The organism is Rhodococcoides corynebacterioides, from assembly GCF_019834675.1.
Lineage (GTDB): Bacteria > Actinomycetota > Actinomycetes > Mycobacteriales > Mycobacteriaceae > Rhodococcoides > Rhodococcoides corynebacterioides_A.
Genome location: NZ_JABUBU010000001.1, coordinates 797,923 through 820,991 on the forward strand (window position 1 = coordinate 797,923; position 23,069 = coordinate 820,991).

20 protein-coding genes are annotated in these 23,069 nt (G+C 71.9%); 4 read left to right on the forward strand and 16 right to left on the reverse strand.

Features of this window, described 5'->3' with window-relative positions:
* Window positions 1-6: 6 nt before the first annotated feature.
* The 3 genes from HQ603_RS03710 to HQ603_RS03720 are packed head-to-tail and all read right to left on the reverse strand — an operon-like array spanning window position 7 to window position 5,987.
* On the reverse strand, window positions 7-801 hold the full coding sequence (locus HQ603_RS03710) for a DNA-formamidopyrimidine glycosylase family protein (protein ID WP_222682950.1): 795 nt from the start codon (window positions 799-801) through the stop codon (window positions 7-9).
* Entirely contained in the window at window positions 802-5,364 is a 4,563-nt protein-coding gene (locus tag HQ603_RS03715) for an ATP-dependent helicase (RefSeq protein ID WP_222682951.1), read from the reverse strand. It abuts the gene before it with no gap.
* 38 nt (window positions 5,365-5,402) lie between these two features.
* A complete protein-coding gene (locus tag HQ603_RS03720) occupies window positions 5,403-5,987 on the reverse strand; it encodes a ribulose 1,5-bisphosphate carboxylase large subunit (RefSeq protein WP_308126347.1) in 585 nt (194 codons plus the stop codon).
* 99 nt (window positions 5,988-6,086) lie between these two features.
* Between HQ603_RS03720 and HQ603_RS03725 the strand changes: the two genes are divergently transcribed.
* The 4 genes from HQ603_RS03725 to HQ603_RS03740 all read left to right on the forward strand — a co-directional run bounded on the left by HQ603_RS03725 (window position 6,087) and on the right by HQ603_RS03740 (window position 9,059).
* The gene (locus HQ603_RS03725; RefSeq protein WP_222682952.1) at window positions 6,087-7,253 is read left to right on the forward strand and encodes an NAD(P)H-binding protein; all 1,167 of its coding nucleotides are present in this window, start codon (window positions 6,087-6,089) and stop codon (window positions 7,251-7,253) included.
* A gap of 25 nt (window positions 7,254-7,278) precedes the next feature.
* Window positions 7,279-7,989, forward strand: coding sequence for a CPBP family intramembrane glutamic endopeptidase (locus HQ603_RS03730; RefSeq protein WP_222682953.1), 711 nt, complete (start codon window positions 7,279-7,281; stop codon window positions 7,987-7,989).
* Between the two features lie 11 nt (window positions 7,990-8,000).
* A complete protein-coding gene (locus HQ603_RS03735) occupies window positions 8,001-8,447 on the forward strand; it encodes an Lrp/AsnC family transcriptional regulator (RefSeq protein ID WP_222682954.1) in 447 nt (148 codons plus the stop codon).
* Between the two features lie 102 nt (window positions 8,448-8,549).
* Complete coding sequence (locus tag HQ603_RS03740; protein ID WP_222682955.1) at window positions 8,550-9,059, forward strand: class I SAM-dependent methyltransferase; 510 nt, start codon at window positions 8,550-8,552, stop codon at window positions 9,057-9,059.
* On the opposite strand, the gene HQ603_RS03745 is transcribed toward HQ603_RS03740, so the two are convergent.
* From HQ603_RS03745 to HQ603_RS03805, 13 genes are all read right to left on the reverse strand, one after another.
* On the reverse strand, window positions 9,041-9,775 hold the full coding sequence (locus HQ603_RS03745) for a haloacid dehalogenase type II (RefSeq protein ID WP_222682956.1): 735 nt from the start codon (window positions 9,773-9,775) through the stop codon (window positions 9,041-9,043). The genes HQ603_RS03740 and HQ603_RS03745 overlap by 19 nt on opposite strands.
* Window positions 9,772-10,188 carry a DUF1707 SHOCT-like domain-containing protein gene (locus tag HQ603_RS03750; protein ID WP_222682957.1) on the reverse strand — a complete coding sequence of 139 codons (417 nt, stop codon included), beginning with the start codon at window positions 10,186-10,188 and terminating at the stop codon, window positions 9,772-9,774. The genes HQ603_RS03745 and HQ603_RS03750 overlap by 4 nt, the downstream gene beginning before the upstream one ends.
* Before the next feature lie 45 nt (window positions 10,189-10,233).
* Window positions 10,234-12,024 (reverse strand): acetyl/propionyl/methylcrotonyl-CoA carboxylase subunit alpha, encoded by a 1,791-nt coding sequence (locus tag HQ603_RS03755; protein ID WP_222682958.1) that lies wholly within the window; start codon window positions 12,022-12,024, stop codon window positions 10,234-10,236.
* Window positions 12,025-12,120: 96 nt separating this feature from the next.
* Window positions 12,121-13,626 carry a condensation domain-containing protein gene (locus HQ603_RS03760; RefSeq protein ID WP_222682959.1) on the reverse strand — a complete coding sequence of 502 codons (1,506 nt, stop codon included), beginning with the start codon at window positions 13,624-13,626 and terminating at the stop codon, window positions 12,121-12,123.
* Between the two features lie 189 nt (window positions 13,627-13,815).
* Window positions 13,816-14,235, reverse strand: a complete 420-nt coding sequence (locus tag HQ603_RS03765; protein WP_222682960.1) for a SufE family protein — start codon at window positions 14,233-14,235, stop codon at window positions 13,816-13,818.
* Entirely contained in the window at window positions 14,232-15,119 is an 888-nt protein-coding gene (locus tag HQ603_RS03770; RefSeq protein ID WP_222682961.1) for a sulfurtransferase, read from the reverse strand. Before HQ603_RS03770 ends, HQ603_RS03765 begins: the two co-directional genes overlap by 4 nt.
* Window positions 15,120-15,163: 44 nt before the next feature.
* The gene (locus HQ603_RS03775) at window positions 15,164-15,841 is read right to left on the reverse strand and encodes a Maf family protein (RefSeq protein ID WP_222682962.1); all 678 of its coding nucleotides are present in this window, start codon (window positions 15,839-15,841) and stop codon (window positions 15,164-15,166) included.
* A complete protein-coding gene (locus HQ603_RS03780; protein ID WP_222682963.1) occupies window positions 15,838-16,071 on the reverse strand; it encodes an acyl-CoA carboxylase epsilon subunit in 234 nt (77 codons plus the stop codon). Before HQ603_RS03780 ends, HQ603_RS03775 begins: the two co-directional genes overlap by 4 nt.
* A 55-nt stretch (window positions 16,072-16,126) precedes the next feature.
* Window positions 16,127-17,473 carry a condensation domain-containing protein gene (locus HQ603_RS03785; protein ID WP_222682964.1) on the reverse strand — a complete coding sequence of 449 codons (1,347 nt, stop codon included), beginning with the start codon at window positions 17,471-17,473 and terminating at the stop codon, window positions 16,127-16,129.
* A 16-nt stretch (window positions 17,474-17,489) separates the two neighbouring features.
* Window positions 17,490-18,902, reverse strand: a complete 1,413-nt coding sequence (locus HQ603_RS03790; RefSeq protein WP_222682965.1) for a condensation domain-containing protein — start codon at window positions 18,900-18,902, stop codon at window positions 17,490-17,492.
* The gene (locus HQ603_RS03795; protein ID WP_222682966.1) at window positions 18,899-20,377 is read right to left on the reverse strand and encodes a condensation domain-containing protein; all 1,479 of its coding nucleotides are present in this window, start codon (window positions 20,375-20,377) and stop codon (window positions 18,899-18,901) included. The genes HQ603_RS03790 and HQ603_RS03795 overlap by 4 nt, the downstream gene beginning before the upstream one ends.
* Window positions 20,378-20,445: 68 nt before the next feature.
* Window positions 20,446-21,285 (reverse strand): glycosyltransferase, encoded by an 840-nt coding sequence (locus tag HQ603_RS03800; protein ID WP_222682967.1) that lies wholly within the window; start codon window positions 21,283-21,285, stop codon window positions 20,446-20,448.
* Window positions 21,273-22,589 carry a glycosyltransferase gene (locus HQ603_RS03805; protein WP_222682968.1) on the reverse strand — a complete coding sequence of 439 codons (1,317 nt, stop codon included), beginning with the start codon at window positions 22,587-22,589 and terminating at the stop codon, window positions 21,273-21,275. The genes HQ603_RS03800 and HQ603_RS03805 overlap by 13 nt, the downstream gene beginning before the upstream one ends.
* Window positions 22,590-23,069 lie beyond the last annotated feature (480 nt).

Here is a 23,069-nt window from a genome sequence, read left to right on the forward strand (position 1 = left end):
GTCAGGCTACTGCGCGGCGGCGACGGCCACCGGTGGTTGGCATCGCGGACACCAGTAGATCTGCCGCTCCTCGGTGGGGTCGTCTCCGAGGTGGCCGAACCGGATGGCCGTCCCGCACCGACGGCACGGTTTCCCGTCGCGCCCGTAGACCCAGAAGTGCCGCCCGGCGCGGAGGTCCCCGGTGAAGGTGCGCGCGTTCCGGTCCTTGTTGGCGACGATGCTGCGGTGCGACAGGTCGACCATCGGCGCGAGGTCGACCGCCCGGACGGGCGCGCGGGGGTCGACGCCGCGGACGAAGCAGATCTCGTTGCGGTAGACGTTGCCCAGACCGGCGAGGTTGCGCTGATCGAGCAGCGCGAGTCCGATGGGCCGGTCCGGGTCCGCGGCCAGATTCGCGATCGCGAGCTCCGCGTCCCACGTCGGTCCCAGCAGGTCGGGCCCCAGATACCCGACCGCCTCGTCGAGCGTGTCCAGGATCTCCACCACGCCGAGCTCGAAGCCGACGGCCACACGGTCGTCGGTGGCGAGCACGATGCGCGCCTGGTAGGCGGGCCGCCGCCAACGCGTCTCGGGGCGGTAGACGTGCCAGGCACCCTCCATCTTCAGGTGCGAGTGGATCACGTGGTGGGCGACCTCGATGGCCAGGTGTTTGCCCACCGAGTGCACCGCCTGCACGCGGTGGCCGGAGAAGTCGACGGTGGCGTAGCGCGGCACCCGCACGTCGCAGACGGTGAGAACCTTGCCGTCGAGCGCGTCGCGCAGGGTGTTGGCGGTGCGCCACACGGTGTCGCCCTCGGGCATCTAGGTGACCCTGATCCGCAGGCCGCGCGGGGTGGCCGTGAACCCCGACTCGGCGAGCACGGACGCGAGCACGGTGCCGTGGATGTCCTCGCCGTCGGTGCGTTCGACCAGCAGACGGTCGACCGAGCGGGTGGTCACCAGCGAGCTCAGCGCGGCACCGGCGGCCGACAGGGCGTCGCGGTCGGCGGTGAACGTCAGCACCGACTTACCGCCGCGCTCGACGAACAGCACCAGGTGACCGTCTACCAGCACCACGAGTGCGCCCGCCTTGCGTCCCGGGCGGTGACCGGACGCGCCCTCGACCTCGCTCTTGGGCCACGGCAGCGCGGCGCCGTAGGGGTTGGCCGGGTCCGTCGCCGCCAACGCGACGGCACCGAGGCTGCGCTCGGACTCGCTGCGCAGGCGATCCACCACGTCGGAGGTGGAGAACTGGGCGCCGCCGAGGGAGTCGACGAAGTACCCCCGGCGGGCGCGACCCGAGTCCTCGAACCCGGTGAGCACCTTGTACACCCCGCCGAAGCCACCGGGAATGCCCTCGTCCATCACCGACCCCCGCGTGACGACGCCGTACCGCTCGAGCAGGATCTCCGCCGTCGCGTGGGCGCGCACGGTGGGGTCCGTGTCGACCTCCGGCACCAGAGCCCACCGACCGCCGACGGTGGGCGGACCGGTGCGGGTGGGCAGGGTGGGCCGTGCGTAGCGCTGGTAGGAGCGGGAGCGGGGGGAGCGACGAGCCGGCCGGTGACTCGGCGCGGACCGCGTGGCGCCGTGCAGCAGTGACCGTAGCGGCGCGAACGTGTCGTTGGTCAGGTGTCCGGTCCACACGAGGTCCCACAGCGCGGCGGCGAGCGTCGTGTCGTCCGGCGGGTCGACCGCGCGTTCGCGCAGCACCGTTCCCACGGTGTCGGAGAGCTGGCGGAAGAAGAACGCGCCGCCACCCGACAGGGCTTGCAGGACGGCGTGTTGGAGGTCGCTGAGCTCGTCGTCGCGGGGGAGGGGGAGGGTCACCGGAGCGGCGTCGGCCGGGTGCAGGCAGACCCACCCGTCCTTCGACGAGATGGATCCGTGGCCGGACCACACGACCTCACCGGTGGCGGTGAGCTCGTCGAGCATGGCCGGCGAGTAGTCCCGCACGCGCTGCGGCAGGATCAGTGACTCCCACGCCGACGCCGGGATCGGGACGCCGGCGAGTTGATCGATCACGGTGACCACGCCGTCGAGACCGCGCAGGGTGCCGCCGACGTGCTGCCAGCGCGGCAGGAACCGGCCGAGGACGTGCGTGGGTACGGGCTCCACGTCCTGACGGGCCGCGGCGAGGGAACGCCGTCGCAGACGGCGGAGCACCTCGGCATCGCACCATTCGCTGCCCGACCCGCCGGGCCGGAACTCGCCCTCCACCACACGTTTCGCCGCGGAGAGGCGCAGCAGGACGTCGCGGGCCACTGCGGAACCCACGCCGAACCGGCCGGCGACGTCGGCCACCGAGAAGGGGCCGTGGGTGCGGGCGTACCGGCTCACCAGGTCGCCCATCGGATCGTCGACGGGTTCGATGAACGCGTCCGGAACGCCGATCGGGAGCGGGACGCCGAGGGCGTCGCGCAGCCTGCTCGCGTCCTCGATGGCCACCCACCACGAGGACCCGGCGAAGGACACCTCGAGGGCGCGCCGGTCCGAGACCAGGTCCGCCACCCATCCGGCCGCGGCCTCCGGGGTCTCGCACCGTGCCGAGAGTTCGGCCGTGGTGAGCGGGCCGAGCAGGCGCAGCAGATCGGCCACGCCCTCCTTGTCGCGGGCCTTCCGGTCCGGCGCGAGCCGTTGCAGCTCGGTCTCGGTGTCCGCGACCACGGCGGCGTCGAGCAGGTCGCGCAGCTCCACCCGGCCGAGCAGCTCGGCGAGCAGCGAGGCATCGAGAGACAGTGCGGCAGCGCGGCGTTCGGCCAGCGGCGAATCGCCCTCGTACATGAACTGGCCGACGTAGGAGAACAGCAGCGACGTGGCGAACGGCGACGGCGTGTCGGTGTCGACCGTCAGCACCCGGATCTGGCGCCGGGCGATGCGGGTGCTCAGCGCCTCCAGGGACGGCAGGTCGTACACGTCCTGGAGGCACTCGCGCACCGTCTCGAGCAGGATCGGGAACGTCGGGTACTTCCGCGCGACGTCCAGCAGCTGGGCGGCGCGCTGCCGCTGCTGCCACAGCGGCGCCCGCTTGCCCGGATTACGACGCGGCAGAAGCAGTGCACGCGCGGCACATTCGCGGAAACGGGAGGCGAAGAGCGCGGACCCGCCCACCTGCTCGGTGACGATGTCGGCGATCTCGTCGCGGTCGAAGACGAACAGGTCGGCGCCGGGCGGCTCGTCCTCGGTGTCGGGCAGCCGCACGATGATGCCGTCGTCGGACGCCGTCGGCTGGGAGTCGATGCCGAACCGCTCGATCAACCGTGCGCCCACGGCCAGCGCCCACGGCGCGTGCACCTGCTGGCCGTAGGGCGAGTGCAGCACCAGCCGCCAGTCGCCCAGTTCGTCCCGGAACCGCTCCACCACGAGGGTCCGGTCGGTCGGGAGATGGCCGGTGGCCGTGCGCTGTTCGGACAGCAACGCGAGCAGGTTGGTGACCGCGTTGGCGTCCAGGCCGCCGGCGGCCAACTTCTCGCGCATCGCGTCGTCGTCCGTCGCGGACCGGAGGAAACCGCCGAGGGCCTCGCCGAGTTCGGCCGGACGACCCAGCCCGTCACCGTGCCAGAAGGGCAGGCGGCCGGGTTGGCCGTACGCGGGGCTGACCAGAACGCGGTCGTGCGTGATCTCCTCGATGCGCCAGCTGGTGGCGCCGAGGGCGAACACGTCGCCCACCCGCGACTCGTAGACCATCTCCTCGTCGAGTTCGCCCACCCGGCTGGCCTTCTCCCCGACCATGAACACGCCGAACAGTCCGCGGTCGGGGATGGCGCCACCCGAGGTGACGGCCAGGCGTTGGGCACCGGGCCGGCCGGTGAGCGAGCCGCCGTCGCGATCCCACACCAGGCGCGGGCGTAGTTCGGCGAACTCGTCCGAGGGGTAGCGCCCGGACAGCAGGTCGAGCGTGGACTCGAAGGCCGATCGGGGCAGCGTCGCGAAATTGCCGGTGCGACGCACGGTGTCGAACCACTCGTCGGCGTCGATCGGTTCGAGAGCGCACGCGGCGACCGTCTGCTGGGCCAGGATGTCGAGCGGATTCGCGGGGACCTTCAGCGCCTCGATGTGGCCCTCGGTCATGCGCTGGACCGTCACCGCGCAGTGGATCAGGTCGGTGCGGTGCTTCGGGAACAGCACGCCGCGGGAGATCTCGCCGACCTGGTGGCCCGCACGTCCCACGCGCTGCAGTCCGCTGGCCACCGACGGCGGCGCCTCGACCTGGACCACCAGGTCCACCGCGCCCATGTCGATGCCGAGCTCGAGACTGCTGGTGGCCACCACGCACTTGAGGCGCCCGGACTTCAGGTCGTCCTCGATGAGGGCACGCTGATCCTTGCTGACGCTGCCGTGGTGGGCGCGCGCGAGCAACGGCTCCGATCCGTGGACCACCTCGCCGGAGGATCCGATCTGCGACGGCGGCGCGTGGTCCGTGGGCACCCCCTCGCCGAGCCGCTCGGCGTACACCTCGTTGAGGCGCGCGGTGAGACGTTCCGACAGGCGCCGCGAGTTGGCGAACACGATCGAGGACCGATGCTCGAGCACGAGGTCGACGATCTGCGCCTCGACGTGCGGCCAGATCGACCCCTGCTGCGGCGCCGCGGAGGCGGATCCCTCCTGCGGCTCGGTGGTGCCGAGCTCGGTCATGTCCTCCACCGGCACCCGCACCGAGAGGTCGAAGGTCTTGGGCGACGCGGGAGCCACGATGCGGATGGGCGCGCTGCCGGTGAGGAAGCGGCCCACCTCCTCGTGCGGGCGCACCGTCGCCGAGAGCCCGATGCGTTGCGCGGGACGGTCGAGCGCGCCGTCGAGCCGCTCGAGTGAGAGTGCCAGGTGCGCACCGCGTTTGGTGCCGGCGACGGCGTGCACCTCGTCGACGATGACGGTGTCGACGGTCTGCAACGTCTCCCGCGCCGCCGAGGTCAGCATGAGGAACAGCGACTCCGGGGTGGTGATGAGGATGTCCGGTGGCGTCTTGAGCATGGCGCGGCGATCCGCGGGACTGGTGTCACCCGAGCGCACCCCCACCGAGATCTCCGGCGGCGCGATGCCCTGCAGCTTGGCGGTCTGCGTGATCCCGACCAACGGCGCGCGCAGGTTTCGCTCGACGTCCACGGCCAGGGCCTTGAGCGGCGACACGTACAGAACGCGCGTCCCCCGCTCGGCGTCGTCCCCGGCGCCGGTGGGCCGCTGGACCAGCCGATCGAGAGCCCAGAGGAACGCGGACAGGGTCTTGCCGGACCCGGTGGGTGCCACCACCAGAGTGTGATCACCGCTCGAGATGGAGTCCCAGGCACCGAGCTGCGCGCCCGTCGGCGCCGGGAACGCACCCTCGAACCACGCGCGGGTGGGCGCGGAGAACCGTGCCAGTACCTGATCGGGCGGGGGAGTGCTCACCGGTCCATAGTGCACCGACCCACCGACACGGCCACGGATCAGATGTCCTCGAGCTTCTCCTCGCCGCGGTTGCGGAAGAACTTGAACCCCGGAATGCCGATGACGGCCTTGCGCACGTCCTTGGTCACCTCGAGCAGTTGGTGGATCTCGGGAGCGACGGTGTCCATGGTGGCGAGGATGGGCATGATCGCCTCCATGCGCTCCATGAGCTCGGGCAGCTGGTCGACCATCCGGATCGACGCGTCGAGCTCCTGCTCGGAGAAGTTGTCGACGAAGCGCCGGCCCAGGGGAATGCCGCGGTCCGCGATCGGCTGCAGCTCGGCGATCATGGACTGCGCCCGCGCGGAGGCGTCGCCCGCACCGACGACGACCTCGGCCGCGTCGTCGGTGGTGCGCGCCGCGGCGTCGATCACCTCACCCGCCCGCGCGGTGATCTCCTCGACCGACGTCAGCAGCGCGTCGAGCCGTCCGAAGAGATCGTCGATCCGCGACGGCATGGCGGCGACGAGGGCGACGGTGTCCATCGACCACGACACCGTCGCACGGACCAGGGAGAGCGCGGTGCCGACGGACGGCACCGGCAGTCGCACGGTCTGAACCTCGAGTTCTCGGTCGGACGCCACCGCATCACTATGTCACCCGGCCGCCTCCGAGCGGGGACGAGCGGGTGACGACCGTCACTCGGACGAGACCTCGCCGTCGACGTCCGTAATCTCGGATCCATGAAGGCATTCGTCACCGGCGCCAGCGGCTACATCGGTTCTCGGCTCGTCGCCTCCCTGGTCGCGGACGGCGTCGACGTCGTGGTGGGATCGCGGACACCGGAACGCCTGCGCTCGTTCGACTGGTACGACGCGGTCGACGCCGTTCGACTCGACGTCACCGACGCCGACTCCTGCCGGGACGCACTCGGCGAGTCCTCCGTCGACGTCGCCTACTACCTGGTCCATGCCATCGGCGAGTCCGGGTACCGCCGCACCGACCTCGACTCGGCACGCCATTTCGCGGAGGCCGCACGCGACGCCGGTGTCGGTCGCATCGTCTACCTGGGCGGATTCGTACCCGAGGGCGAGGAGTTGTCCGAGCACCTCGCCAGCCGGGCCGAGGTCGGGGAGGCGTTGCAGGTCGACGGGATCGAGGTGGTGTGGCTGCGCGCCGCCATCGTGATCGGTGCCGGGTCCACGTCGTTCGAGATGATGCGCTACCTCGCCGACCGGCTGCCCGTCCTGCCGTTGCCGACCTGGCTGGACAAGCCCGTCCAGCCCATCGCCGTCGACGACGTCGTGCACTACCTGCGCGGCACGGCCGACGAGTCGGTGCCGGCGGGGGCCTACGACATCGCCGGTCCGGAGATCCTGCCGTACCGGGATCTCGTCTTCGCCTACGTGCGCGCGGCCGGACTGCACCGGCTCGGCGTTCCGACGCCGCCGGTCCCCACCAAGCTGGCCGGGTTCGTCATCGGGCGGTTGATCCCGGTGCCGGGACTGCTCGCCGACGACCTGGTGCAGTCGCTGGTCAACTCCATGACGGCGTCGGAGAAGCGCATCGAGCGCTACGTTCCCGACCCCGACGGCGGGCTCACCGGCGTCGACGACGCCATGCGGCGCAGCCTCCTCGGCGCGGGACACCCGCGGTCGGTGAGCCGGAACCCCGATGCGCTGCGGCTGGCGGACTCGGACGCGGAGTGGACCGGCGGCGACGTCCGGTCCATTCGCCGCTACGGCGCCGAGCTGCTCGGCGAGGACGGGTGGAAGCTGATCGAGGCGCTCGGTGCCGGGGCCGTCCTCTACTCGTGGCCGATCGCGCCGGTGGTGCGGACCAACCTCGACGTGGCAGCGAGCGTGGTTGGCACCGTCTCCGCACGGGTACGGTCGCTCCTGCACCGCTGACCCGAAAGGACGGTGAGGTTTGTCCATGGTGTCCTGGCAGACCCGAATGGAGAGCGTCGTCCGGTCCGCCCTGGTCGACAAGGTCGACCGCGACCACACCGAAACCGATCGCGCGTTCTTGCGGCGTCGCATCGTCGTCGGGATCGTGCTGGTGGTGGGGGCGACCCTGCTCGGAATCTCGCTGTCGGTGGAGCCGGGCGATCCGTTGTTCTACACCTTGACCATCGCGTTGGCGCTGGTGTGGATCGTCGGCGGATTCCTGTCCGGGCCGCTGCACCTCGGACGGATCCCGTTTCGCGGGCACCTGCGTCGGCCCATCCTGACCCCCATCGCGATCGGCTTGGCGGCGGGCGCGGTCTTCGTCCTGGGCGCTCTGATCGTCCGAGAGATCCCACCGCTGCGGGACTTCACCGCGAACGTTCTCGACCACGCGCGCGTCGGACCGTTGGCCCTGATCGTGTTCATCACGCTGTTCAACGGGCTGGCCGAGGAGATCTTCTTCCGCGGCGCCCTGTTCGCCGCCATCGGCCGGGGACGTCCGGTGCTGATCTCCACCATCGTCTACACCATCGCCACCCTCGCGACGGGCAACCCGATGCTGGGCTTCGCCGCGATCACGCTCGGGTTCGTCCTCGGACTCGAGCGGCGCGCGTCGGGCGGCATTCTCGCGCCGATCCTGACCCACGTCTCGTGGTCGACGGTCATGGTGTTCGCCATGCCCCCGCTGTTCGCGTGAGTGCCGACCGCGTGAGTGCCCCGAAGCCGACGCTCGACGCCGTCGACACGGTGATCGTCACCGAGCTGATCCGCGACGGCCGCGCCACCCTCGCCCACCTCGCGGAGAAGGCGGGCCTGTCGGTGTCCGCGGTGCAGGCGCGGGTGCGTCGACTCGAATCGTCCGGCGTCGTCACCGGGTACACGGCGCGCGTCGATCACGAGGTGTTGGGGGAGCCGCTGACGGCGTTCGTCGCCATCACCCCGCTGGACCCGACGGCGCCCGACGACGCCCCGGCGAGACTGCGTGACCTCGACGGCGTCCGCGCCTGCCATTCCGTGGCCGGCGAGGACAGCTACGTCCTGCTGGTGCGCGTCGGCTCCCCCCGCGACCTCGAACACCTGCTGCAGCGGATCCGCACCACCGCCGGAGTGAACACGCGCAGCACCATCGTGCTGCAGACCTTCTACGACGAGTAGCCGAGCCGAGTAGGCGAGAGCCGAGTTGGTGAGACCCGAGTAGGTGAGCGCCGCACGGCCGGATTACGAGCCGCGACCCGGGGGCATACAGCCCCCATGCCGATGAGTTCGACCGAGGGAAAGTCCTGGACCCGCGATCGCGTGTTCGCGCTGGCGGAGGAGGGGCCGGTGTCGGTGCTCGACATCGGCCCCGGCGTCGGGACGTACGCGAAATTGCTGGCCGGGCCGCACGTGAGCCGACTGACGGGCATCGAGATCTGGCAGCCCTACGTCGACACCTATCGGCTGCACGAGTACTACGACGAGATCGTCGTGGGCGACGCGCGCAAGGTCGACCTGCCGGACGCGGACGTGGTGATCATCGGTGACGTCGCCGAGCACATGACGGAGGCGGACGCCCTCACGCTGTGGGAGCGCTGCACCGCGGCGGCGCGCAAGGCCGTCTACCTGTCCATCCCGATCGTGCACTACCCCCAGCACGAGATCGAGGGCAATCCGCACGAGATCCACGTCGACGAGGACTGGAACCACGAGCGCGTCCTCGCGGCCTTCGACGGCATCGGCGCGTACGAACTCGGCAGCGAGGTCGGCGTCTACGAACGCCGCGTCTGAGCGCCTGTTCGGGCGAGCACGGCTCCGAGCTCGACGAGGTCCCGGACCACGACGTCCCAGTCGCCCGTCGGCCCGGGATCCGCGCCGCCGGGGCCGTGTTCGAGCGGTCGGCGCACGAACGCCGTGCGAAGGCCGCAGGCCTGCGCCGCTGCGAGATCGTCGTTGTGCGCCGCCACCATCAGGCACCGCTCCGGCTCCAGATCGAGCAGGTCGGCGGTCCGCAGGTAGCTCTCCGGCGTCGGCTTGTACGCCCGCACCACCTGGGCGCCCAGAATCGTGTCCCACGGCAGCCCGGCGTTCCGCGCCATGTCCAGCAGCAGCGAGACGTTGCCGTTGGACAGCGGCGCCACCGGCACCAGACCCCGAATCGCGGTGAGTCCTGCGACCGAATCCGGCCACGGCGGGAGCGCGTGCCACGCCGCGTTCAGGGCGTCGACGGCCGCACCGTCCACGTCGATCCCGAGCTCGGTCAGCAGATCCACCAGGCTCTCCCGGTGCAGGACATCGAGTGCGGTGAACCCCCGCGTTCCCTGGCGGATCGGCTGCATCGACGGCTGATACCGCGCCCGCCACCGGTCCGCGAAGTCGAACGGATCGAGGTCGACGCGATCGGGTGCGTGCGCCGCGAACCAGCTTCGCGCGGCCGACGCGATGCCGGACCGCCAGTCCACGACGGTGCCGAAGACGTCGAACAGCGCGACGCGGACGTCGATCATCGGTCGTCGCGGCCGGCGAAGAGCAGTGCGCCCGCCGCCGGGATCGCGAGGAACCACAGCCAGGTGCCGGTCACGAAGAAGAGCACCGTCGCCGCGATCGGCACCAGGGCCATGACGGCGCGCCGCCAGTCACGGCCGGCGCCGGTGTCCGAGACGGCCGGCGTGGACTTCTCGCCCGTCACGGCCGTGGACGACCCGTCCGTCGAGGACGAGGGCACCAGGTCGGCTCCCGCGCCGGGCAGGTCGGCGAACAGCGGGACCAACTCGCCGCGGGTCACGGCACGACCGACCGCCGCCGACCGCTCGTCGAACTCGGCGGGCGAGAGGCGTCCGGCCGCGAAATGCTCCCCGAGCAGCGAGAACGCGCGTTCGCGCTCCGCGGTACCGATACGAACGTCCGGACTGTCGGCCATGCCGCGAGCCTAGACCGCCCACCGGAAACCCGCGGGGCGCACGCGTCACTTCAGTTCGGCGAGCACCGTGCCCTGGGTGATGGCCGAGCCGGGCTCGACGGACAGACCGGTCACGATGCCGTCCTTGTGCGCGTTGACCGGGTTCTCCATCTTCATGGCCTCGAGGACGGCGATGAGGTCACCTGCGGCGACCTCCTGGCCCTCGGTGACGGCCACCTTGACGACGGTGCCCTGCATCGGCGCGGTGACGGCGTCGCCGGATGCGGCGCCCGCTCCGCCGCCGCCGCGCTTGCGGGCGGTGGGCTTGCGGCGAATCGCGCCGTCGGACGGTGCGCCGCCGCCGAACGAGAACTGTCCGGGCAGCGAGACCTCGATGCGGCGTCCGCCGACCTCGACCACGACGTTCTGGCGGGGAGCGTCGTCCCCCTCCTCGATCGGGGCGCCGGCAGTGAACGGCTCGACGGTGTTGTCCCATTCCGTCTCGATCCACCGGGTGTGGACGGAGAAGCCGTTCTCGTCGCCGACGAACGCCGGGTCGGAGACGACGGCGCGGTGGAACGGGATGACGGTCGCGAGGCCCTCGACCGTGAACTCGGCCAGGGCGCGACGGGAGCGGGCGAGCGCCTCCTCGCGGGTGGCACCGGTGACGATCAGCTTGGCCAGCATGGAGTCGAACTGTCCGCCGATGACGGAACCGGACTCGACACCGGAGTCGACGCGCACGCCGGGGCCCTCGGGGGCGACGAACGTGGTGACCGGGCCGGGAGCGGGGAGGAAGCCACGGCCGGCGTCCTCGCCGTTGATGCGGAACTCGAACGAGTGGCCACGCGGAGCCGGATCCTCGGTGATGGAGAGCTCGTCACCGTTGGCGATGCGGAACTGCTGCAGCACCAGGTCGATGCCGGAGGTCTCCTCGGTGACGGGGTGTTCGACCTGCAGGCGGGTGTTGACCTCGAGGAACGACACCAGGCCGTCCTGGCCGACGAGGTACTCGACGGTGCCGGCGCCGTAGTACCCGGCCTCCCGGCAGATGGCCTTGGCGGAGCTGTGGATCGACTGGCGCTGCTCGTCGGTGAGGAACGGCGCGGGGGCTTCCTCGACGAGCTTCTGGAACCGACGCTGCAGCGAGCAGTCGCGGGTGCCGGCGACGACGACGTTGCCGTGCTGGTCCGCGATGACCTGAGCCTCGACGTGGCGCGGCTTGTCGAGGTACCGCTCGACGAAGCACTCGCCGCGACCGAACGCGGCCACGGCCTCGCGGGTGGCGGAGTCGAACAGCTCGGGGATCTCCTCGCGGGTGCGGGCGACCTTCATGCCGCGCCCGCCACCGCCGAAGGCGGCCTTGATGGCGATGGGCAGGCCGTGCTCGTCGGCGAAGGCGAGGATCTCGTCGGCATCCTTCACCGGCTCCGAGGTGCCGGGAACCGACGGTGCCTTCGCGCGGGCGGCGATGTGGCGGGCGGTGACCTTGTCGCCGAGGTCGCGGATGGACTGCGGGGACGGCCCGATCCAGATGAGGCCGGCGTCGATCACGGCCTGGGCGAAGTCGGCGTTCTCGGAGAGGAACCCATAGCCCGGGTGGACCGAGTCGGCGCCGGACTTGGTGGCGGCGTCGATGATTTTCTCGATGTCGAGGTACGACTCGGCGGAGGTCTGCCCGCCCAGCGCGAACGCCTCGTCGGCCAGCCGCACGAAGGGCGCGCCGGCGTCGGGGTCCGCGTAGACCGCGACGGAGGTGTAGCCGGCGTCGGCCGCAGCTCGGATCACACGAACGGCAATCTCACCGCGGTTGGCGACGAGAACCTTGCTGATTCGAGATGTGGCGTGGCTGGGCACGAAGCCTCCTGTGCAGGTCGAGTGGTCGTGGATCCGAGCGTGACGCATCCCTGCATACACGGACGCGGCGACGGATGGACATCCTTGTATCGGAGTCTAGGTGGGCGACATTTCGTCGACGCAGGTGCCCTGTGACACAGCACGGTCGGTGCCCGGAGGCACAGCACGGTCGGTCGCCCCGGACACGGCGTCCGTCACCACGAAGGTGCCGTCGCGGACCACCCGAGCGAGTGCGGCGCGCACGGCGGCGAGGTAGTCGTGCACGGCCGCCGTCGCCCGGTCGGTGCCGGGGAAGCGCGCCGACACGTTGACGCCCTGCGGGGTGCGATGGAACCAGAGGTAGACGTCGTGGTCGTACTTGCGACTGCGCAAGGCCCGCGCCCGGACGTCGGGCCACGTCTCGGCGTCGGGCGCGAACCGCACGTCCATGAACGAGACGACGAAGCGCGGCTCGGTGTCGATGCCCGCCGCCCGGCCGACGACGTCCATGGGCACGCGGGAGACCGTGCGGGTCCGGGACAGGTCGGTCCCGGCGCGCCGTACCAGGTCGGCGAAGGAGTCGCCCGCGGCGACCTCGACGTCGACGGGACCGAGCCCGACGAACCACCCGAGCGACGCCGCCCAGGACGGGTCGTGCCGGGTGTGCATGGGTGTGACGGTGCGGAAGCGGTCCGCCCCGGCGGTGGTGTGCGCTGCGGCGGCGAGCGCTGCCGTCAGCCCCGCGAGGAAACCCGGCCCGGCCCGGCGGCACGCGACGGTGAAGGCCTCGGCTTCGTCGGCGTCCATGATCCAGGCCGACAGCCCGCTCTGCACGACGCGTTGGGACGGCTTCTCGCCGATGGGGAGTGGGAAGGCCGGGAACAGGCCGTCCTCCTCGGCGAGGAAGTCGCTCCACTCGGCCGCGGCGGTCGCTGTCGCGTCGACGTCGGTGCACCGCTCCCGCTCGGCCACGCCGAAGTCCAGGTAGCTGCTGGTGGGGAACAGGCCGGCCGGGACGCCGGAGATCTGCTCGGTGTAGAGGCGGGTCAGTTCGTGGGCGATCAGCACGATGGACAGGCCGTCGATGATCGAGTGGTCGGCGGCGAAGAACACCGTGAACCGATCGGCGAGGGCGGGATCCGACGGCTCGACGGTCGCGAACGCGTACGACGGCCACGCGAGCGGCGAGGTGTACTCGTCGAAGAGGTGCTGCAGGTGCGCGTACACCTCGTCGCCGCGGGCGCACTCGTCCTGACGGATGACCCAGATGTCGGTCGCTCCCACCGGCGCGGTCACGCGCGAGAGTGCTCCCGTCTCCGGGTCGACGGTGGCGTTGGTGCGCATGGGCTCGTGCCGGTCGATCCAGGCGAGCACGGCGGCGCGGAAGGCGTCGACGTCCAGCGGTCCCGCGATGTCGAACGCGGTGCCGAGCCAGGACTCCCGTCCGGCCGACGGATGCGCGAGAGTGCGACGCAGGTGCGCCTCGTGCACGAACGAGGTGGGGCGATCGTCACGCCTCCAGCCGGCGTTCTCCGGAGTCGACGCGTGGGGGCCGACGCTGGGAATCCACTCGGTGATCGTGCCGGCGGACACCGGGTAGTCGACCAGTTCGGTGAACTCCACGGGTGTCGACCGTCCTTCCGGGGCGTCGGTCTCGATCGGGGTGGGAGCGAGACCGGTCGGCTGTGCGCGGCCCGCCGGGGATGGTCGGCGGGCGGCGCCGAATCGCACCCAGTCTAGCGGCCGTCGAAGAGTTGTCAGGACAAAGGTCGGTCCCCGCCGGTGTCTCCCCGTCCCGACCGCACAGACCGGCTAGCCCCGCAGACGACGCTTGACGCGCCCGAGCATCGCCGACATCCCCCGCAGCCGCAGGGGACTCACCGCGTCGGCCAGGCCGAGCTCGGTGTAGAAGTCGTCCGGCACCGCGAGGATCTCCTCGGCCGGCAGCCCGTCGAGGCCCTGCGCGAGGATCGACGCGAACCCGCGGGTGGTCGGCGCCTCCGGCGGTGCGCTGAAGAACAGGCGCACCGCCGAGCGGTCGTCGTCGTCGACGGACAGGAAGAGCGGCGACTGGCACTCCGGCACCGGCTCCATCGCGGCCTGCTCGAGCCCGGCCGGCAACGGCGGCAGCTCGGTGCTGAACTCGAGCAGCAGCGTGATCTTGTCCTGACCGTCGACGGCCTTGAAGTCGTCGACGATCTCGGCGAGCGGGGCCGGCAACGTACCGGTCACGGTGCGGCCCCGGGATCCTCGCCGCGCACGATCGGCGTCCGGACGGCGTTGCCCCACTCGGTCCACGAACCGTCGTAGTTGCGGACCTTCTCGTGCCCGAGGAGGTGGGTCAGCACGAACCAGGTGTGGCTCGACCGCTCGCCGATGCGGCAGTAGGCGACGACGTCGGCGTCGGCGTCCACGTCCGCGTAGACCTCGTCGAGTTCGGCGCGCGACTTGAAGCGCCCGTCCGGTGCCGCGGCCTTGGCCCAGGGGATGGAGACGGCGGTGGGGATGTGGCCACCGCGCAGCGCACCCTCGTCCGGGTAGTCGGGCATGTGGGTCCGCTCGCCGGTGTACTCGGCGGGCGAGCGCACGTCGACCAGGGGACCCGACCCGAGGTGGGCGAGGACGTCGTCCTTGAACGCGCGGATGGCGGCGTCGTCACGCTCGACGACGGGGTAGTCGGTGGGCGTGACGTCGGGAACGTCGAGAGTGGTGTCGCGGTTCTCGGCCAGCCAGGCGTCGCGGCCGCCGTCGAGCAGGCGCACGTCCTCGTGGCCGAACAGGGTGAACACCCACAGCGCGTACGCGGCCCACCAGTTGCTCTTGTCGCCGTAGACGACGATGGTGTCGTCGCGGGAGATGCCCTTGCGACTCATGAGGGCCGCGAACTGCTCGCCGTCGATGTAGTCGCGGGTGACCGGATCGTTGAGGTCGAGGTGCCAGTCGATCTTCACCGCACCGGGAATGTGGCCGACGTCGTAGAGCAGGACGTCCTCGTCGGATTCGACGACCTTCAGTCCGGGGGTGCCGATGTTGGCGGACAGCCACTGCGTCGTGACGAGTCGTTCGGGGTGAGCGAACGACGCGAAAGCGGGATGGGGATCGGGCGCGACGGACACGTGCGGCTCCTGAGCTGATCGGGGTGGACTTGCCTTCCGCGATCCTAGGTGTCGCGACCCCGGCCCGCCCACAACGCCGAGACCGTGACGTTCACCTCGCCGAGCAGTCGGCGCACGAGGGGCAGCCCGAGGCCCACCACCGACGACGGGTCGCCGTCGATGCCGTCCACGAACCATCCACCCAGTCCGTCGAGCGTGAAAGCCCCTGCGACGGCGAGAGGTTCGCCGGAGGCGAGGTACGCCTCGAGGTCGTCCGGATCGGGGGTGCCGAAGCGCACGACGGTGCCCGAGTGCCGGGCCGCGCGCGCGGTGATCCGCCCGTCGTCGAGTCGCAGGACGCAGTGGCCGGTGAGCAGTTCCCCGGCCGACCCGGCCATCACGGACCACCGGTCGCGGGCGGTGTCGACGTCGTGGGGTTTGCCGACCAGCGTGCCCCCGATCGAGAGCATCGAGTCGCATCCGACGACGACGACGGTGCCGTCGGCGAGGTCGGGGTCGGCCGCCACGGCCTCGGCGACCACTTCGGCCTTGGCCGTGGCGAGTTCGGTCACCACCACCGAGTGGGCGACGCCGGGCCCGAGGGTGCGGACGACCGCGTCCTCGTCGACGTCGGAGACCCGCACGAGGGGGTCGACGCCGGCGGCGCGCAGCAGTGCCAGCCGGGCGGGCGAACGGGATGCGAGAACCAGGCGCACCGGGCGCACCGGGTTCGAGGACGTCATCGGGGTGGGCGCGCGATGCCGCTGCCGAAGGCGAACGGCGAGAAGGCCCGCAGGTCACGGTGCAGGCGCGTGGGGTGGCCCCAGGTGTCGAGCACCGGTTCCGGCGCCGGAGCGCTCGCCGACGACGCCGCGGCGAGCACGGTCACCAGGGCAGCCAGCTCCTCGTCGGACGGGTTGCCCCGCACGACGCGAACGGCGGGGGCCGGAGCGGTCTCGTCCGCTGCGCTCACGTGGTTCCTCCGATGCGGTCGATCCGATGGATCGGGCGGCTGGGTGATCGGGTGGCTACCTTACCGGGCCGGTCGCGGCGGGAACGCGCGCCGCCCGAGCGAGCGCACCCAGGTGTGTTCGGACGCGGTCGACCAGCACGTCCACGGTGGCCCCTGCGGTGGCGGTGTCCGGATACCGGGTGCGCAGGGCCAGTCCGCCGCGGGTGCGCGAGAACCAGATCTGGACGTCGTCGGCGTCGGTCACCGCGGAGACGTGGCGGGCGTCGAGCGCCGCGTGGGCGTCGTGACCCGGCAGGCGCCGGTAATCGACGTACGACGCCATGAACACGTCCCGCCGCGGTCGACGGAGGTCGCCGACCGCCCGCACGACGGTGTCGATCGGAACGGCGCCCAGGGGGAGAGCCTCGCGGAGGGCGAGGGCGGCCGTGACCGCCGTGTCGCGAATGTTCGCCGACAGCTCGACGGTGATCGGGGCGTTGGTCACGTACCACCCCACGGCGCCGGCCTCCGCCGGCAGCGTCCGCGTGTGCAACGGGAAGAGCAGGGACAGCGGACCGGTGCTGCCGGTCGTGTCGGCGACGCCGTGGGCCAGCGCGGCCAGCGCGGCGGCGAACGGTCCCACGCCGAGACCCCGGCACGCCGCGTCGGCCGTCGGCGCGTCGATCAGGGTGTCGTCGCGCAGGATTGCCCGCCGCACCTCGCCGTCGTGCACGCCCGTCGCGCCGGGGAAACGCGGCGCCGCGTCCCCGTGTGCCCGCAGGAAGCGGACCCAGGACGCCACCCGGGCGTCCTGCGGATCGACGACGGTGCCCGACTCCCGTTCGCAGTGCGCCCCGAACGCCGGCGGCGGGGTCGGGTCGACGGGCTCGCCCCGGTAGAGCCGAACGAACTCGTCGAGCATGACGGTGAGCGACCACGCGTCGCCGAGGGCGTGATCGACGGCGACGACCACGGTCGATCGATCGGGCCGATCCACCGCGGCCACGGCGACCGGGGGCGTGGACCACTGCGCACACCGCTCGTCGACGAACGCGGTGATCACGTCCCGAGCCTGCTCGGGTGAGGTGACCGTCCGGGTCGACGCCGGGACCACGGCCAGCGACCCCGGCGGGTGAACCGCCCGGCGCAGTCCCGTTCCCGTCGACCGGAACGAGGTGCGCAACGCCTCGTGTCGGTCCAGCAGCGTCGTCACGGCACGCGCGAGGTCGGCGCGGCGGAGGGGGCCCGGCACCTCCACGGCGAGAGCCAGCCACGTTCGCGGCGCCTCGCCCGACAGATGCGTGCGCTGGTTGAACGACGGCGGCGCGTCCTGTACCCGAGCGGCCGCGGCGTCACCGGACACCGCCCACAGCATTGCGGTACCAGGCCGCGGCACCAGGTCGTCCGCACCGATCACGCGCATCGCACGTCCGCATCGATCACGCGCATCGCACGTCCGCGGACACCTGCGCGCGCACGACGTCGGTCAGCACGTCGATCAGGCGATCGTGGTAGCGCCGCACCGTCCGGCGAGCCGTCGGTGTCGACGGGATCTGCGCGCCGAGGTAGAGGTGCCGGTGGTCGCGGTTGAACCACATGGAGGCGTTGGCCGTTCGGCCCTCACCCGTGAACAGCACGGCCCGCTCGTCCGCCGGGGTGCCGGAACCCGGGAATCGGCGGAAGTCGAGGTAGGAGAACAGTTGTGGGCTGCGCGCCAGCCCCGCTCCGCCGACACCGCCCGCGCCGAGCAGTTCCAGGACTCGGCCGATGGGAACGGACGCCGCCGCCTTGGCCCGCGCGTACGCGCCGGTCGCCGAGCGGACCACGTCGGCGAAGTCGTCCCCGGTGCGCACGGGGAAGGTGACCGGAGAGAAGGCGCAGAACCACCCCTGCGACAACGCGAACGGCCCGCGGTGGCGGGTGGAGAGCACGGCGATCCCGTCGTATCGGCCCGTTCCGGCCAGGTCGTGTTCGACGAGGGCGCAGGCGGCGAAGAGTCCGCTGGTGAACGTTCCGCCGGCGTCACGGCACACCCGCTCGAACACGTCGGCCTCGGCCGCGGTGAGGAGATCGCGCTCCACCGGTTCCATCGGTGCGGCCTCGCCCGGGGCGAGCCCGAGATCGAGCGGGAAACGGGGAAGGCCGCCGTCGTGCCGGGACACCACGTCGATCCAGTCGGCGAGTTCGGGGGACCGGAGGTCGTACGTTGGGGACACCTCCTCCTCGATCCGGACGTGATCGAGGAAGCTGCCCTGGTGCTCGGTCAGGTCGAGGGCCGGGGCCCCCGTGACCTCGGCGCGGTAGAGATCCGCCAGTTCGGCGATCACGCTCACCTGGGACGCGCCGTCGGAGAACGCGTGGTCCGCGCCGTAGTACAGCGAGAAACTGCCGGGTCGCCGGATCGCGCCGACGGCCACCGGGGGCCACGACAGCGGCGTCGCGTCGCGGGAGAGCCTGTCGCGCACTGCCTCTCGCACGGCATCGGTCGAGGCGGCGGAGCCGGCGACGACGGGCACGAGTGCCGCCTCGGCCGGTACGCGGTGGCGCCGCACGGACCCGTCGTGAACGGAGAACCACGTCCGCAGACCCTCGTGTCGGGCGAGGAACACCGCCACGGCTCGGGTCAGCGCGGCGGTGTCGAGATCGCCGTCGATCTCCGTCGCCGAGCCGAGGAATCCGGTGTGTCGTTCACCGCGGCGCAGTGCGGCCTCCACACCGCGGACGTGGTTGGCCTGCAGGAAGGACGCCGGCACCGGGTGCGTGTCGGCGTCGTCGGGGGTGGCCGCGGTGGGACGCCACTCGAGCATCTCGCCGGGGGCCGGTCGCCAGTTCGCCATCGCGGTGATGATCACGCCCGAACCTCCCGCCGCGCGCTGTGGATCGGAGTGGACCGCTCGACGATCTCCGCGCCGGACGCCAGGGCTTCGACGACACTGCGGCAGCGGGTCACGAACCGGTGGACCGCGGCGGTGGCCGCGTCCGTACCGGGGAAGCGCGCCGACAGGAACAGTCCCTCCCGGGTGCGCAGGAACCACAGGTAGACCTCGGTGTCCGAGTACGTGGCGCTGCGGAGCGGTTGAACCCGCCACGCCGGCCACGAGGCCGCGTCGGGGACGTGGCGCAGGTCGAGGTAGCTGACGACGAAGCGGGGGACGTCGACGACGCCGAGCAGAGCCGCGATGGCGGACCACGGCCAACTCTCCAGGCCGGCCACGGCGCGCACGCTCTCGGCGGCCGTCACCAGTGCGGTGTCGACGTGGTCGGAGTCCACCTCCACGCTCACCGGGACGACGCCGACGAACCAGCCGACGGCGCGCGCGAATTCGGGCGCGTACCGGGTGTGCATCGGCATCACGAAGCGGCACGGACCGGCGGTGTCGACGCCGGGTGTCGGATCGGTCGAGCGCTGCGCGAGGGCGACGACGGCCGCGACGCCCGCCGTGAGCGACGCGTCGCTCCGGCGGCATCGGGCGGCGAACTCCGCGGTGGTCTCCGGTGCGGCGATCGAGACGGACAGCGCGCCCTGCCGGGTCGTGGCGGTCGGCTCCTCGGCGCGGTGGCGCGGCGCCGGGAGCAGGGGGAACGCCGGGAACGGGCCGTCCCGCAGGAAGCGGTCCCAGACGGCGACGGCCTCGGAGTCGGCGGTCACGTCGTCTCCGGTGCGGCGGTCGTGCACGCTGTAGTCGAGATGGCTCCCGATCCCGGGCAGGTCGTGCTCGCGGGCGTCGAGCTCGTGGTCGTAGAGCCGGCGAATCTCGCCGACCGACAACAGCATCGAGTACGCGTCCATGACGGAGTGGTCGGCTCCGAACACCACCAGGAAGCGACTGCGGTCCACGTGCAGGAACCCGGTGTCGGACACCGTGGCGATCAGCACGTGCGGCCAGCGGAACGGCGAGAGTCCGCGGCCGAGGTAGGTGATCAGGTGGTCGTGAACATCCGCCCCCGATCGCAACCCGACGACGCGGTCGACCGCCGTGACGGCGGACGGGTCGATCGTGCGGCGAGTCAGGTCGTCGCCCACGGCGTCGACGGTGGTGCGGAGCGCCTCGTGTCGCGCGATCCACCGCTGCACCGTCCGCCGCATCGCCTCCGGATCGTAGGTCCGGTCGATCTCGAGGACGGCGCCGATCCATTCGGCGTTCCCGGTGGGGCCGGTCGTGTCGAGGGCGCGGCTCCGGTCGAGGCTGTGACGCAGGTGGGCTTCGTGGGTGAACGCCAGGGGGCGCGCGTCGGGGCGCCACGCGGCCGCGTCCGCCACGGACGGGGTCCATTCCGTCACCACTCCGTCCGGGAGGGGGTAGTCGGCGAGTTCGGTGAAATGCATGTCGGCCGTCCTGATCTCGGGGAGGTTGGCGGTCGTCCGGGTGATCCGGGGACTCGTCGAACGGACTGTCAGGGCATACCGCGTGCGGCGGGGATCGGGGTGCGGGTGGCCGTGCGGACGACCAGCAGGCGCGCGGCGTGCAGGACCACCACGCCCGGGACGTAGAGCGCGGCCGCGGCCACCGCGAGACCGAATCGCCGGTGCAGCAACAACGTTCGGGGCAGGCAGACCATGTATCGGACGAATTCGCTAGTCGGGGAGTGCATTCGGCGGGGAGAGACACCCACCGTGAGATCGGCGAGGAAGCCGTTGCGTCCGCCGGCGGCGCGCACGCACAGTCCCATGTCGACGTCCTCGAACACGTCGCGACGGTCGGACACGCGATCGCGGATGACCTCCCAGGTGGCGCGGCGCAGAATCATGTTGGAGCCGTACAGGACCGGCACGTCGCGCACCTCCGGAGCGCGGCGTCGGCCGAACGGCGAGAATCGGTTCTTGGCCCGGGCGGCGGCGGTGCCGTAGGGCAGGTCGTACGCCTCGCCCCGGCCGCAGACGGCCCACCAGCGGCCGTCGGTGTCGCGGGTGAGGAAGTCGCGGACGGTGCGGGCCCAGTCGGGCCCGACGCGGGTGTCGGCGTCGATGCGGGCGATCAGGTCACCGCGGGAGGCGTCCATCCCGGTGTTGCGGGCGAACACCAGCCCCTGACGGTGCTCGGTGACGGTGCGGATCAGCGGTGACCGAGCGGCGCGATCCGCCACGATGTCGGCGGTGCGATCGCGGGAGTTGTTGTCCACCACGATGATCTCGTCGATGTCGGCGGCTTGGGCACACAGCAGGTCGAGGCACGATCCGATGGACTCCTCCTCGTCGTAGGCGGGGATCACCACCGAGAGGGTCAGTCGGGGCACGGCACTCTCCTGTCGGTTGCGCGCTCGAGCGCGTCGGCCGCGGCTCGGACCGCGACGTCCGGCGGTACGAGCTCTCGGGCGAGGGCGGCGGCGCGAATGCGGGTGTCGGGATGCAGCACTCGATCGAGTGCGCGGCCGAGGGCGGCGCCGCAAGCGGCTCGCACGGGCATGCTCGCGCCGGCACCGAGTGCGGTGACGCGCGCGCCCCACAGCGGTTGGTCGGCCCCGATCGAGCAGACCAGCGTGGGGCACCCGGCGCGCAGTCCGGCCGCGACGGTGCCGGCCCCGCCGTGGTGCACGACGGCGGCGCAGCGGGGAAGAACGGTGCGATGGTCCACCTGGTCGACCCACCGCACTCGGTCCGGGGCGGCGCGTCTCGGGTCGCGGCCGGCGGTGTCGGTGCCGGCCGCGCCGAGTCCCGACCAGCCACCGGCGACGAGGACGCGGTGTCCGCGACGTCCCAGCTCGCCGAGGAGCGCCTCGATCACGGCGGGCCCGTCGGGCACGGTCATGCTGCCGAATCCGACGTAGACCGGCGCCGGCCCGGCGGACAGCCAGGCGTCGAGGTCGGGACGGAGCCCGGCGGGACCACCGGTGGGGCGCAGGAAACCCACGAGAGGCCGGCGCGCGCCCCACTCGCCCGTGAGCGTCGGGAAGAGGGCCGGGTCGTAGGCCTGGATCTCGGTGGTCCCGAGCCGGCGCAGGCGCCGGGCCACCGACGACGACGCCGCGGGGAGGCCGAGATCGCGTCGGTGCGCGGCCTCGGTCGCGCGGGCGGCGCGCCAGAGCGCCCGATCGAGCGCATGCCAGCCGGCCAGGCGAACCGGTCCCGGCACACGGCCCGGGAGCGGGGGGAAGGAGACCGCGCGCGTCGGACGCACGGGGCACAGGTGGACGGGCACGTACGGCACACCCAGCCGCTCGGCGACGTCGAGCGCCGCCTCCTGGCCGACGTTCGAGCCGATCACGACGTCCGAACCGTCGGCGACGGCGAGCAGATCGCGTCGGGTGCGGATTCCGTCCTCGGTGGCGAGAGCCGTCGCCGCGCGAAGTCGACGGACGGGGTTGCGGGACTTGATCTCCCGAGTGGCCGTCGACGACGCCAGCGTACGGGCCGTGTCCGGTCCACAGGCCGACACCACGGCAGTCGGGGCGGCGGCGGCCAGTCGGCGGCGTACGTCGTCGACGACGTTGGGAGGGACCGCGACCCGCACCGGCCGGCCGCGGCGGACGAGTTCCTCGGCGAGCGCGATGCCCGGCTCGACGTCCCCTCGGCTGCCCTGGAACACCAGGGTCGACACCATCCGAGTCCTCCTTCCGTTCCGCTGCTCACTCTGCGAGAAGTCCTCTCGCACCGGGGGATCGATCGATTGGCGCGGCACTCGTGGTCGGGGCCGCGATCGCGCCGACCCGGCGAACGGCCGTCGTCGACGACGGATCGTTCGACTCGGTACCGAGTCGCGTGTCAGCGACGATGGCAGACGATCGCGGAGGCCGCCAATCGAGACGGCGTGGATCACACCCTTCGCACGGGGGTGACCGGTCTCATGGTCTCCGTGACCGGGGCGAACGCCGGTGACATGCACCGTATTCACCGCGGAAACACGCAGTTAACGGACGCAATGCATTGTGAGACAAAGTCATTGGTGACGGATCGCGAAGGTCTGTGACCATCCAGTGATCGCGCGGTCGTCCGTTGTCGCCTGACGGAAAACTCGTCGCGTCGACCCGTCCGCGACACCGCCGCTGCCGAACCCGCCGCAGTGTTCTGCGAGCAGTGTCCT